We start from the raw sequence: 13,266 nt of genomic DNA, 5'->3' as shown, positions 1-13,266 counted from the left end.
AAAACCGATAAGTTATACTTAATTATATCTATTCCTATGTTTTTTGTAAAGTTTAATGGTTATCATGGAACATATTTCTACGTAATGCTTGTACTATGACCATCTTTTGAAGTTATCATACAATGAAAATTTTAAATATCCCTTTACAGGAATATTCACTTAATGGTATATTTTAAAAGCAAACAGGAAATACAAGGAAGTAGGCCTGTTGAGTCGCTCCATCATGGCCCGTCATATGAAATCCGAATCAAATCAATGAATCGAAGTGATGATTGTTTATGAATACTAACGTAATGAGTGCTTTAGCAGAGCCTAATCGTATGCAGATCGTTGAACTATTACGCGAGAACCCCCTAACCGTTGGAGAGATCGCAGAAAGTCTTCAGCTGCGGCAGCCTCAAGCGTCCAAGCATTTGCGTGTTCTCAGTGAAGCAGGCCTTATTGAAGTTCAAGCTGTTGCTAATCGGCGCATTTGCAAACTCCGCCCTGACCCTTTTAAGGAATTAGACACTTGGTTAGAATCCTACCGTCATATGTGGGAGGAACGCTACGATCGACTGGATGATTATTTGCAGAAGCTACAAAGCAAGGAATTAGATAATGAAAAGTAAACGAGGAGGATTTATCCAATGACAAATTCTAACCAAACCAACCAACTAGTATCCAAAGTTGAAGGCAGCACTCTAATATTAGAGCGTATTTTTAAAGCTCCACGTGAGCTAGTTTTTAAAGCTTTTTCTGAGGCTGAGCATTTGAAGCATTGGTGGGGGCCAAAAGGTTGGACACTTCCCGTATGCCATGTCGATTTCCGTCCAGGAGGTACTTGGCATTATTGCATGAAGTGCGAGGATAAGAGTCAGGGAGATTTCTACGGTATGGAGTCTTGGGGTAAGGCGATTTATGGGGAAATTTCGATTCCAGAGCAAATTATTTACACGGACGGGTTCTCAGATGCCGAAGGTAATATTTCAAAAGATCTGCCCGAGACACTAGTCCAACTAGATTTTATCGAGCTGGATGGTCAAACGAAGCTGGTTAACACCGGTAAATACGCTTCTCCAGAAGCGTTACAACAAGTGATTGATATGGGGATGCTACCGGGTATTTCACAAACCTTTGATAATTTGGACGTACATCTTGAGAATATACAGAAGCATAGCTAAGAGAAGATAAGATAAGATAAGATAAATAGGACGATGCAAGGATACTCTATCCTGCTCGTCCTTTTATTCATTTTGCGGGAAATAAGAACCTGATGCTACTCGGAAAATATTGCAGAAAAAACGTGTCATTATGCGTGCCTAATGGATCTGTCTCAAACATCACCCGCTGATCAGCTCCATCTATCTTCTCTTTTAAAATATCAAAAGCACGTTTACTATTAGGCACCATGTCCTTCTGTGCATTAGTCTTCTGGATACCTTCCTGTTCACCTACATACATATAGACTTTGCATTCTCTATCTAACTTTGAAGTCTCCATATAATGTATAAAATCTTTAAACCACACAGACGCGGATATGAATATAAAATTATCAAAAACAGACTCTGTCTTGTACATCGCGTACATACTTATTAACCCACCTAGTGATACACCGCCTAATGCCAATTTGCCCGGCTCATGAGAGATGCGAAAAGAACGAATTATATGCGGGACCAGTTCCTTATATACGTAATCCAAATAATCATCCCCCTTGCCCCCAAAGGACCAATCCTTAAAAAGTGCAGGCATTTCCCAAGGTGTATATTCATCATTACGAAGCTGAGAATCAATCCCGATAAAAATAACCGGCTCTGTAATCCCCTCCTCCACATCCCTTTCTATATCAGCAATCGACTCTTTGAACAAGAAATCGCCATCCTGTAAGAAAACCGCCGGGAAGCTTCGCTCAGTAAACAAATGATATGCTTTAGGGAGATACGCGATAATTTGTCGCCCCATATGTTCAAAAGTAGTAAGTTCTCCTAACATCATCCTGCATCATAGCCCCTTCCTTAACAATTCAACATACGGAACGCTCTGCTCATGATGGTCGGCACTACTGACGCGTGGTTTTCATCTGGCGCTATGTAATGTTCAACCTGCAAATCAGGCAAAGAATACTCACACAATTTCGAAAATAATCCTTTAGCATCATCGACCATAAATGCCTCTTCACTGCCCACTGTGATCAATAGCTTTCGTTTCTCGGATCTTATCGTTTGCCCCTTCTTATAAAACGCCTCCGCATACGCCAAGATTTCATGATCATTCCACCAAATCGAGGGGCTAGAGGCCAAATAATACTGGAATAGCTCGGCACGAGTAAACAGCGTCCAAAGAACAAACAATCCGCTTAATGAGTGACCAAACAAAACTTGCTTATGCTGATCGATACTATATTTTTCAGAGATCAGGGGCATTAATTCCAATTCTAAAAAAGATAGTAACTTTTCAGCACCTCCATGTGGTCCTATGTCAGCATTTTTCAATCGATCCGGATATACATACTGCTTCGCAGGAGGCGTGAAATCATAAAATCTTCTTTTGGAGACCTCATCATCCGAACCATAATGCCCAATGCCAATCACGATGGCTGGTGCAATCAAAGTTTTCGGCGCATTTCTTGACTGCAATTTCACGACATCCCGGCCCAATTGAAAATATGAATTACCATCGAGCATGTAATAGACGGGAAATCCATTCTCAGGGGCCTCTTCTCTCGGAATTGAGACCTTTATATCATACGTGTAGCCCATATACTGAGATTCTAGCTTCCATGATTCTGTGCGTTCGAGTTCAACTTGTGTTGACATATGTGCTGCTCACTCTCCCCTACACTCTTGACTTGGCTAATAAATATAAGAAATAGGGAATGCCAATAATGGAAACGACTATTCCCACAGGCAACTCTGCTGGCTGAAATAATGTTTTGGCAAAATAATCCGAGATCACAAGCAAGAACATCCCAACCACTGCACTGGATAACATAATATAGCGGTGATTAATCCCTACTAATCTTCTCGCGATGTGAGGAGCCATCAATCCTATAAAACCTATAGAACCGGATACAGATACACAGACACTTACAATCCCCACACTGCATAACAGAAAGATTAGCTTTTCTTTTTCTACGGAGATCCCCAAGCTTTTTGTGCTGGAATCCTCCAATTGAAAATAATTGAGCAAATAGCTTTTTCGATACATCACAAATCCTAAAATCAGTACCCAAGGTGTGATCATTATGATATAAGTCCAATTCGCGCTGTAAATACTTCCGACACTCCATACCGCAGCCATTTCATAATCACTTGCATTCATTTTTAGAGAAAGATACAACGACAACGCCCCAAAACCACTGCTTATCGCGATCCCTGTCAATATCAAACGTTGCATATCAAGTGCACCATTCCGCCAAGAGAAAATAAAGATAACCACAACTGCGGCAAGCCCCCCCACAAAACCAAAGAGAGGCATGGCTAGTATCGAAAACCAGCTTTCTTTAAAAAAAGTAACCCCTGACATCTGAAAGAAAAACATAAATGCAACAATGGCAGCTCCGGCACCGGCATTAATCCCAAGGATACCTGGATCAGCCAGCCCGTTTCGGGTAATGCCTTGAATGACCGTTCCAGCCATCCCCAGACCTATGCCTACTAATGACGCAATAATGATCCGTGGTAGTCGAAATTGAAAAATAACCAGGTCAAATTTAGGATTGGGATCTATTCGCAGCAGCGTTTTTATCACATCCATGACAGACATATCAAAAGCGCCATTCGTTAGATGAAAATACCCCGCCACAAGTGTTAGCAGGATAAAAGCTAGTAGCGTCAAAATATAGCGACTAAACTGTATTCTGCCTCTAACCACGTTGCTCTCCCCCTTTAACCCGAATTAAATAAAGGAAGAACGGGATTCCAATAAAGGCTGTCACAACGCCAATTGGCGTCTCAAACGGAAAGTTTATATACCGGCTTAAGACATCACAAAATGCTAAAAAAACAGCCCCAATGACTGCTGAGCAAGGAATGATGAAACGATAGTCGATACCAACGATAAAACGTGTAATATGAGGAATGATTAGACCTACAAAGGCAATCTTACCTACTAAGGCCACTGCTGTCCCGGTCAAACATATAACAGATAAAATAATGATAATCTTCACCCATTTTGTCCGTTGACCCAAGCTAATCGCCGTTTCATCCCCTAGGGAGGCAACCATTACAGATTTAGAAATACTAACCGCCAAGAGCAGACCAACGATTATAAAAGGAATGGACAATATTAGCATATCTGGATTTACGGTATGTATTTTTGAGCTATACCAAACGCTAACATTTTGTGAGACTTGAAAAAACATCGCTACTGCTGAGGCAATACTACTTAAAAATGTACCAATTACAGTACCAATAATGGCTAGTCTGACTGGAGATAAGCCGTTTTTGACCAATGAGCCAAATCCGAAAACCAAACCCGCTCCGATAGCAGAACCCACCATGGATAAAAGAATCATATGAACATTCGATAATCCAGGATAAAACACCATAGCCAACGTAATAACAAATGCCGATCCGTCATTTACTCCCATAATTGATGGTGATGCAAGATAATTCCGTGTAACGCCTTGCATTAACGCCCCTGAAACAGCTAGGGCCGCTCCAACTAATAAAGCGGCGATTACACGCGGTAATCTAGATGTCATAATAATGTTGTGGTCCACATTATTTGCATCGAAGTGTGTAATCGCCTGCCAGATTGTTACTATTCCAATATCCTTAACACCATATAAGACGGATACAACCATTGCTAATACGATGAATAATGGAGAAGTTGATAGGATCAATATAACTTTCCAATTTTTTGTATTCATCTTATTCATCGCACCTTCGGTTTTACTTCAAGAGATTTTCAATTGCAGCATCCAGGAATCTTACTTTAGACCAAGCTGTACCACCTTGCGCCAACGGATCAATTGCATTTACAAAGACATGATTGTTTTTGACTGCATTTACGCTTTTGAAGATCGGATTCTTAAGTAAATCATCAAGTGCCGTTGCATTATCCGTATTCTCGCTGGTCTCAAACTGCAAGAAAATATAGTCCGGATTAATTTCCGCTAAAGCTTCTAGTGAAAGCTCAGCTTGAGCTTTAGTAGTTGTTATTACTTCGGGAATGGTAGCACCTAAATCTTCGTAAATAACCGGATTCAGGTAAACACCCGCTGGATACACACACATACTACCCTCACGAATACGAATAACTAGAATTGATTTATCTTTCAACTTTTCTCCAACGTCAGCCTTTGCACTAGCAGCTTTTGATTCATAATCGCTAATAATCTTTTCTGCTTCTGAGGTCTTTCCGGATAATTGACCTAGTAAAAGCAGATTATCTTTCCAATTCGTTGATATATGTGAATAAGGAATCATCGTTTGAATTTTATTAAGCGCACCCGACACATCTTCACCAAACTTGGAAGACCCTAAAATAACATCTGGATCAAGCTGCAGGATCGCCTCATTGCTTGGAGCAAATTTATCCCCCACTAAAGATGCACCAGCTAATTCCGTTGACAGATAACCTGGAATGGCATTTGCTATAGCAAGTACGCCTACAGGCTTCACTCCTAGGATTGCAGCATCTTCCATAGATTCAAGACTTGCAGCTACGATATTGTGAATCTCTGCAGGTACTACATAATCCTTGCCTAGATATGTAATGGTTTGTTCAGTGGCTACCGCCTCCTGAGCCGTATTTCCTTTGTTGTTTGCATTTCCCTCTACTGCTACGGCGGAATTATTTGCACTTTTTGAACCTGCGTTATCCTTTTCATTGTTACCACAAGCCGCCAAACTCAAAGCTAAAACCGCTGATACCCCTGCTAACAAAACTTTTTTCTGATTCATTTTCTATCTCCCCATCTCTATTTTTTTATCATTCCTTAAAATAAAGTAATGATAATGAGAATCATTTTCATAATAAATCATATGAGAATAATTATCAATAGATTTCTTTAAATATATGAAATTTTGTAAATTGTCAGATCATTATAAAGGGAGAAATTTCCGCAGATGACGTAATTGTTAAAAAAGGAAATGGAGCTGGCGGTGCATCCGTGTCACATGTACTGCATCTAATGCAGGTTGGTCTTCAAGAGGCGTACGCTCTGGCAAAGTTTGTCGTGCTAGATGCACTCTCTGTCGTAGTTCGGAATAAGTTTCGTAAACAGTTGGGTCTGCTAATGGCCTAGACTCTACCGTCCTATTAAGAACACCGAAGGCGTTTATGCTTGCTATAATAGAATTTTTAAAATTTCTAGATTGCGGAGAAATGTGAAATGAACTCAAGGGATGGGCCTATATTCAACTGTTGGCCATGGGGAGCCCTGTTTTTAATTAAGCACACGCCTCTTTGGGATGACGGACCGAGCGAACCTTAAATCCTTAAAATACATGTTTTAGTCGAGCTTACGGACAAATGTATGCGAAAAACCGAATACAATGTGCCGACGCTAACTTAAATAAGACAAATGTATGCGAAAAACCGAATATAATGTGCCGAAGGTAACGTAATAAGCCAAATGTATGCGAAAAACCGAATACAATGTGCCGACGCTAACGTAATAAGCCAAATGTATGCGAAAAACCGAATACATTGTGCCGACGCTAACGTAATAAGCCAAATGTATGCGAAAAACCGAATACATTGTGCCGACAGTAACGTAAACGAGCCAAATGTATGCGAAAAACCGAATACAATGTGCCGACGCTAACGTAAACGAGCCAAATGTATGCGAAAAACCGAATACAATGTGTCGAAGGTAACGTAAATAAGTCAAATGTATGTGAAAAACCGAATACAATGTGCCGAAGGTAACGTAAACGAGCCAAATGTATGCGAAAAACCAAATACAATGTGCCGGCAGTAACGTAAAGGAGCCAGCGCCGATACACATGCTGAAGAACCCGCACTAAATGCGGGTTCTTCAGCGCTTTAAATATAAGTTCATCTTTTTTCATCAGCGGATATTTCACGGCATATATTTCTCAGCAATGCTGGTGACATATCCGTCTTTTTTAGTAATCACACACGGGGGCACAAAATCAGTATATTGCTTGAAATATTCAATAAACTCCTGCTTGCTTACTTCTTTTAGAGCACCCGTATTAGCATCAACTATAGAATATCTCGTATCCTCTGTAACCTCTAATGGATCGGTATACGTATATTTGTTAAGGATATAAAATCCATTGGGCATATCCTCATCTGGATTAATATTCAACCCTTTAAAGCGAGCGGAATCCTCCATTGTTAGCCTTTCAATGTTATCAAAATCAAAGGAATGATTCTCCAGGCTAAGATTAAAAACATAGCCTATTAATATACTCTCGGGCGTGTTCGCAAAATCATCAGCTGTAGCCTCATTGTCCACCACAAGCTGATCCAGCTTAACATGCTGACCCATTCCAATATCATTGCTTATATAATTCATGGCGACCTGCAAAGGATCAAGTAATGCCGGCTCCTCCCCCTGATCCGCTAATGTCTGCAGACGGGCATAATATTCAGCTATCGTAACATCAGTTTGAGGTGTATTGTAATATTCATTTCCATTCGAATCCTTCCAGCGTTCTACGCTCCAAATTCCTGAATCTCCTTGAATAACAGGTTGGGATAACAACAGTTGGCTTGTTTCGCCTGTCGTTAAGGGGAATTTCACTAGAATATGCTTCCCACTATAAGTTTCATGCGGAAGGTGATGGTTTGCTTCAAGAAACACACGCACTGCCATTTCCTGACCGGCTGGTGTGGATATGTCATTCTCTCCACTCCTGATTACGCCCAAATATTGTGGTGTTGAATTCATAATGGAAAAAATAAGTATCGGTTTTCCCATGCTTCCTTCTTCGGTGATAAATCCATCAACCACATTTTCCGTCATCGTCAGCTTAGTTGGATCATCCGGTTTCAAGCGATATTCTAAACTCCAAATTTCCAAGGGTGTTGCAAACAGATCGTCGAATGACGCTATTTTTTCAAGCTTAGTAATTTTACTGTCAACCATCTTAACATTTGTACTATTCTCATAGCTCGTAATGTTCTGCTCCATAAATTGCTCGGCATAATCCTTTACGGTTAATGGATCATTTTTCGGATTACTAATGAGTCCGACACACAGCGCTGCCACAACAATGATTACGACTAGAACAACCCAGAAGGCTGGTTTTTTGTAATTCAGAATATTTTTTATCCGCCCTCTCGTGTTGCTTTCTCCAAAGGCAAGCGGTGAACCGCCCATAAATCGTCTTCCAGTAGATAAGGACAAGAGTGAGGTCGAATATTCCTTTTTGATTCCACTGCCCATCTGTCTTATGACGCTTTCGTCACAGGACTGCTCCATATCATCACTCATCAGATAAAAAGCAAGCCAAACCACTGGATTAAACCAATGTATACACAGAACAGCGAACGCGAGAGGTTTTATGATGTGGTCGCATCTATGTATGTGCACTTGCTCGTGTTTGATGATATAAGCTTTTTCATGATCGGACAGACAGTTTGGAAGGTATATTCTAGGTTTAAGGAAGCCGAATACAAAAGGTGTGGAGATACCGTTATGTTCATATACATTTTCGAAAAGAGGGGTTGCGGCTCTTAAGTCTCGTGAAAGTCGAACAGTGGCAGCAATGCTGTAGATGAGCAGCAGCCCAATCCCGATCAACCATATATATTGGCCTATGTTAATCCACGCGTCTGAAGGATTTGAAGGGATTATACCACTTGGTGTAGCAGGTGAAGAGGGGATAGGTACGGGTGATATATTATTTACGGTTTGCTCGGATGTGTTGATTACATTTTGGATTTGAGGCGTTTGTGTGTATAGCTTATTTAAAGGTGAGTTCTGTACTTCAGATGGGATAAAACTAAATATACTCTCAATCGAGAACGGACACAGGAGTCGGAGCAAAACCACAGACCATAAGGTATAGGAGAATATTTTGGGAACTTTTCTTAAGAACAGCCGTGCCACGATGATAAACACAATCACATAACTTCCCGTAATGCTCATGTTTAAAAGTTGTTCAAACAGCTGTTCCACCGTTACTCCTCCTTATGCTCATGGATTAGTCTTAGAACATCATCAATTTCGCTGTCGCTTAATTTCCGGCTCTTTGTAAAGGCAGCCAAAAATTTGGGTAACGAACCGCCGAAGGTTTCCTTCACAAACACCTTGCTCTGCTCCGCATAAAAGTCATCCTTTTTGATAAGAGAACCTACCACACCATTATCATTTTTAAAAATCTCTTTAGCTTCAAGTCTTTTTAACATCGTATACGTCGTAGATTTCTTCCAGTTGAGCTCAGATTCACATAACTTCACCAGATTTCCTGACGGAATCGGTTCATGATCCCATATTAATTCCGCAAATTTCCCTTCCATTTCGGTCAGTCTGAGATCCTTCAACCTTGCGCCTCCCGTTGGTCTATAATTCCTAGACCTTCTATTTGAATTAGAGTTTACAACTTGTAGACCATTTTGTCTACAAAAATTTCCAGTACAAAAAAAGAGACTATGTCTTTGCAAACATCGCCTCATTGTTATCTTTATAAGGGATAAAACACAGATAAGTCACGGAACAATAGTCCGTTCTCTTCTAGTCTGTTAAGCTCCTCTTCTACATCCGTTACAATATGGCTTTCTCGCTCATGAGCTGTATTGATTAACCACGGTTGCCCCTGACTTAAAAAACAAAGATCATCGGGCACCCTAGTCTGCATCCATGAGTACAAGCTCGTAGAATAGGATAGTAAAATATCGACCGCATCCGGTGAACATCTAAAATAATAAACATCTGCATAATGTCCCATAAGCCGAGTTCCCGGCCAATAATCATCTTTGACGATCTCTTTGAGAAAAGGCTGTAACCGTTCCAATAGTTCATATCCTTCTGACTCTAACTCCATCTGATCCCGTTTGACCAAAATAAATTCATCACACACTTCCATAGCTACCTGTATCAGCGTCTTATAGGCCTGACCCGTTGGGTCCTGCAAAATAGTATTTATAATAATGTCCGCCCCTTACTTATTTGTATTATTTAAATACTCTTGATGCAACCTTCCCCAGCCACACATGCTATCCAAAACAGTAATTAGTGATTTGCCATGTTCTGAAATACTATATTCCACCCTCAATGGAAGCTCATGAAAAATCACACGATCGATAAGTTGATCCTCTTCAAGCTCCCGTAGTTGCTTCGTTAACGTCCCTTGAGAGACATCTGGAATGATCCGTCGCAGTTCGCCAAATCGTTTGGTACCATCTATCAATAAAATAAATAAAATGAGCGGCTTCCACTTTCCACCGATCTTATCAAGCGTTGTAAGCACTCCGGCCAATCTCGGCTCCAGTAAATCCATGTGATCATCTCTTTCGATAGTTAATCTATTTCACACCTAGTACGAACAATCGTACCTAGTACGAAAAAAGTGCGTACTGTGCAGAATTTCTTTTATACCTAATAATAAAAAACAGAACTTAAAAGTCCATTTAACTATGAACGGAGTAGATAAAAATGTCCAGTATTTCATTAAAAAACCAGCGAATCGTCATTATCGGAGGAAGCTCCGGAATAGGGCTCGCGACTGCCAAACAAGCGGTTGAACAAGGCGCATATGTCATAATCGCTGGGCGTTCACAAGATAAATTACAAAAAGCTCAACAAATTCTAGGGTCCGAATCTACCGAAACTCATTCGCTAGATAATCAAAATGAAGAAGACTTAAAGTCCTTTTTTGAAAAAATCGGCAGCTTCGATCATTTATTCACTCCCGGCGCCTCCTATGTTAGAGGACCGATTACTTCAAGCTTAGAGATTGCTCATAGCTGCTTTAATGCAAAGTTCTGGCCGCAATATAATGCTGTGAAATTCGCGATCCCATATATAAACCCAACAGGCTCTATTGTTCTGATGTCTGGTGCATTCGGCCAACGACCACTTGCAGACGGTGCCTCCTACGCGGCTTGTAACGGTGCAATTGAGAGTCTGGGAAAAGCATTGGCTGTAGAATTAGCTCCGATTCGAGTAAATGTCATCTCCCCAGGCACCATTCATACCAACTTTAATTGGGTAGGAGCAGAACAAGAAATTAGAGACAAGTCTTATGATGAATATACGAATATGAATATCCTTGGCAGGGTAGGACATGCCGACGAAGCAGCACATACAACCATTTATTTGATGACTAATAACTATACTACGGGAAGCACCCTATTTCCTGATGGGGGTTATATTTTGCGATAAGAAACAAAAAAAGCCCATATATCTTTTGGGCTTTTTTTAATAAACATAATCCTATGTAAGCGCCTGAATCCGTACCTAACTTTTTTCTTAATTAGGAATAGTATACTTTTTCCACTTTATATAATGTATGCTCGATAGTTGGGCAGAGATCGGCATCTACTTTATAAAATTTAACTCGAAAGTATAAACTTTTCAGAAAGTTCTTTATATTATTTTTTTGCCTAAAGGCAGGAAGAAACTCTGAATTTTTCTCTACATCACCAAAACCTTGAATCCATTGCTCCACATAAGTCTGACTAAGAATTTTTCTATTTAAAACACTAATTATGGGTCTTACCATTCTCTCATCTTCCCCATCGGAGTAAATTCGATCTGTTATGATCATCTTTTCATAAACCAAATGGAGAATCGTTATGAGGTCATTGTTATCCAGTTCGGAACATTGAGCTAAATCGTCTAAAGCATCTGCTGCATGGGCTATGGCATGAGCCCAGCCCTTTTCTTCATCATACCCGCGGTAATCTCGCTCTTCTTGTACATTGTAAAATACTTTCTCTTTTATCTGATGAATTTGCGCTCTTGAGAGAAATGGTGATTCTCTATTTCTTACTAAGACGAGTGGTATGACTAGCATTGAGAAAGATCGAGTAAAGACAGCATCTGTATTTGTTTCACCAAGCTTAAAATGCAAATGGTTATGATCCAAAATAACTGGAAGAAGTTGTTCTAGTTCATTAGCAGTTAGAGAATTACCAGGAATCCAGTGTGATAAGATTGTATAAATCAGGTCATCACGCAGCTCGGCATCCACAGAACCGATGTTATGTATCATTTCTTGTATCAACTGGAATGTATCGGGAGGTGCTTGGTAGCCATTTTCTTTTATTACTATCAACTTTTCTTTTAAATTCATTTTACACACTCCTACTAGAATTTTTCCGTATACAGCGTAATAACGCGACAATTAACAGAGATATTAGTTTATAAAATGTCACACTATCCTTTCGGGTTGTTGGCATTTATCATGGTACTATATATAGTATTAAGGGCAAACTTTTATTGTTCCGCGACACCCTTTCTACATTTTAGAATAGCCTATTCAATAACCAACCAAAGGTGGTACGAAAATGAACCAGAAACTAGAAACAACAGATTCTAAGCGTCGTGTTCTCCCCTTTAAAGGCGTCCTCAATTTCCGAGATATGGGCGGATACACCACCTCAGATGGCCGTAGAGTCAAATACGGTTTGTTTTTTCGATCAGCCGAATTAACAGGAATGACCGATCAAGATATAAAGCTCTTTAAATCACTTGGAATTAAGACCATATTTGATTATCGGGGAATAGAAGAAATTCGTTTAAAACCAGATCCAGTCATTCCAGGAGTTAATAACATTTGTGTACCTGCGCTAAAGCAAGAGGTGCCTGGAGACATGAGAGATGTGGTTCGTTCTGGATTCCTTGAACATTTTACGACAGACTTCTTGGTTAATATGTATTTGGATATGGCCTTTAATAACCCTTCCTTTAAGCGACTTATGGCAACCATTATGCTTCCAGATGAATTCAGTATCCTGCATCATTGTGCCGGCGGAAGAGACCGCACTGGCGTAGGATCAGCATTCATCTTCCTAGCACTTGGGGTTCCAAGAGAGACGATTATAGAAGACTATTTGCTCTCCAATCAGACACTGGGTCCTTTGAATGAGCAAATAAAAAAGCAAGCCTCACAACATCTGTCACCGAAGGAAGTCGATACTGTTATGGCTGCGCTTATATTACGCAGAGAATTCATGGAAGCCATTTTCTCTGCCATTGACGCGCGTTATAAAAGTGTAGAGATTTTCCTCGAACAGGAATTCGGCATGACTGCTGATAAGCGCAAGCAGCTACAAGCCTACTGTTTAGAAGCTTAATAACTTATTGATCTATGGACTAATTCATTAAGATAGCGATAAAAGTATAAGAAGCGTAGCTCT

Annotated in this window: 15 protein-coding genes; 5 read left to right on the top strand and 10 right to left on the bottom strand. The window is 40.3% G+C overall.

All coding sequences use genetic code 11. The features are described 5' to 3' along the window. Positions 1 to 278: 278 nt before the first annotated feature. On the top strand, positions 279 to 611 hold the full coding sequence (locus tag MKX41_RS06020; protein ID WP_340969103.1) for an ArsR/SmtB family transcription factor: 333 nt from the start codon (positions 279 to 281) through the stop codon (positions 609 to 611). Positions 612 to 629: 18 nt separating this feature from the next. Further along, positions 630 to 1,163, top strand: a complete 534-nt coding sequence (locus MKX41_RS06015; protein WP_340969101.1) for an SRPBCC domain-containing protein — start codon at positions 630 to 632, stop codon at positions 1,161 to 1,163. A gap of 67 nt (positions 1,164 to 1,230) precedes the next feature. Here MKX41_RS06015 and MKX41_RS06010 read toward each other — a convergent pair whose 3' ends face one another. From MKX41_RS06010 to MKX41_RS05990, 5 genes are read right to left on the bottom strand one after another with little or no spacing between them, the layout of a single operon-like run. Beyond that, positions 1,231 to 1,974, bottom strand: coding sequence for an alpha/beta hydrolase (locus MKX41_RS06010; RefSeq protein ID WP_339270826.1), 744 nt, complete (start codon positions 1,972 to 1,974; stop codon positions 1,231 to 1,233). A gap of 20 nt (positions 1,975 to 1,994) precedes the next feature. Further along, positions 1,995 to 2,795, bottom strand: a complete 801-nt coding sequence (locus MKX41_RS06005; protein WP_340969100.1) for an alpha/beta hydrolase — start codon at positions 2,793 to 2,795, stop codon at positions 1,995 to 1,997. A 19-nt stretch (positions 2,796 to 2,814) separates the two neighbouring features. Beyond that, positions 2,815 to 3,852, bottom strand: coding sequence for a FecCD family ABC transporter permease (locus MKX41_RS06000; RefSeq protein ID WP_340969099.1), 1,038 nt, complete (start codon positions 3,850 to 3,852; stop codon positions 2,815 to 2,817). Continuing rightward, positions 3,845 to 4,852: a FecCD family ABC transporter permease gene (locus MKX41_RS05995; protein ID WP_445671305.1), complete on the bottom strand. Its 1,008-nt coding sequence runs from the start codon at positions 4,850 to 4,852 to the stop codon at positions 3,845 to 3,847. The genes MKX41_RS06000 and MKX41_RS05995 overlap by 8 nt, the downstream gene beginning before the upstream one ends. Before the next feature lie 22 nt (positions 4,853 to 4,874). Continuing rightward, positions 4,875 to 5,888 carry an ABC transporter substrate-binding protein gene (locus MKX41_RS05990; RefSeq protein WP_340969097.1) on the bottom strand — a complete coding sequence of 338 codons (1,014 nt, stop codon included), beginning with the start codon at positions 5,886 to 5,888 and terminating at the stop codon, positions 4,875 to 4,877. A 209-nt stretch (positions 5,889 to 6,097) separates the two neighbouring features. Between MKX41_RS05990 and MKX41_RS05985 the strand changes: the two genes are divergently transcribed. Next, a complete protein-coding gene (locus MKX41_RS05985; RefSeq protein WP_340969096.1) occupies positions 6,098 to 6,232 on the top strand; it encodes a hypothetical protein in 135 nt (44 codons plus the stop codon). Between the two features lie 780 nt (positions 6,233 to 7,012). On the opposite strand, the gene MKX41_RS05980 is transcribed toward MKX41_RS05985, so the two are convergent. The 4 genes from MKX41_RS05980 to MKX41_RS05965 form a co-directional block, all read right to left on the bottom strand. Next, on the bottom strand, positions 7,013 to 9,082 hold the full coding sequence (locus tag MKX41_RS05980; RefSeq protein ID WP_340969095.1) for a M56 family metallopeptidase: 2,070 nt from the start codon (positions 9,080 to 9,082) through the stop codon (positions 7,013 to 7,015). A 2-nt stretch (positions 9,083 to 9,084) separates the two neighbouring features. Continuing rightward, the gene (locus MKX41_RS05975; RefSeq protein WP_340969092.1) at positions 9,085 to 9,447 is read right to left on the bottom strand and encodes a BlaI/MecI/CopY family transcriptional regulator; all 363 of its coding nucleotides are present in this window, start codon (positions 9,445 to 9,447) and stop codon (positions 9,085 to 9,087) included. 140 nt (positions 9,448 to 9,587) lie between these two features. Beyond that, complete coding sequence (locus tag MKX41_RS05970) at positions 9,588 to 9,983, bottom strand: hypothetical protein (protein WP_340969091.1); 396 nt, start codon at positions 9,981 to 9,983, stop codon at positions 9,588 to 9,590. 81 nt (positions 9,984 to 10,064) lie between these two features. Next, positions 10,065 to 10,403, bottom strand: coding sequence for a winged helix-turn-helix transcriptional regulator (locus MKX41_RS05965; protein ID WP_340969090.1), 339 nt, complete (start codon positions 10,401 to 10,403; stop codon positions 10,065 to 10,067). Between the two features lie 155 nt (positions 10,404 to 10,558). Here MKX41_RS05965 and MKX41_RS05960 point away from each other — a divergent pair, with 155 nt between their 5' ends. After that, positions 10,559 to 11,287 carry an SDR family oxidoreductase gene (locus MKX41_RS05960; RefSeq protein WP_340969089.1) on the top strand — a complete coding sequence of 243 codons (729 nt, stop codon included), beginning with the start codon at positions 10,559 to 10,561 and terminating at the stop codon, positions 11,285 to 11,287. 91 nt (positions 11,288 to 11,378) lie between these two features. Here MKX41_RS05960 and MKX41_RS05955 read toward each other — a convergent pair whose 3' ends face one another. Next, on the bottom strand, positions 11,379 to 12,200 hold the full coding sequence (locus MKX41_RS05955; protein WP_340969088.1) for a DUF2785 domain-containing protein: 822 nt from the start codon (positions 12,198 to 12,200) through the stop codon (positions 11,379 to 11,381). A 214-nt stretch (positions 12,201 to 12,414) separates the two neighbouring features. Between MKX41_RS05955 and MKX41_RS05950 the strand changes: the two genes are divergently transcribed. Continuing rightward, positions 12,415 to 13,203 (top strand): tyrosine-protein phosphatase, encoded by a 789-nt coding sequence (locus MKX41_RS05950; protein WP_339247620.1) that lies wholly within the window; start codon positions 12,415 to 12,417, stop codon positions 13,201 to 13,203. Positions 13,204 to 13,266 lie beyond the last annotated feature (63 nt).

The organism is Paenibacillus sp. FSL R5-0475 (genome assembly GCF_038004585.1).
Classification (GTDB): Bacteria; Bacillota; Bacilli; order Paenibacillales; family Paenibacillaceae; genus Paenibacillus_AQ.
This window is presented reverse-complemented; position numbering and strand designations above follow the sequence as displayed.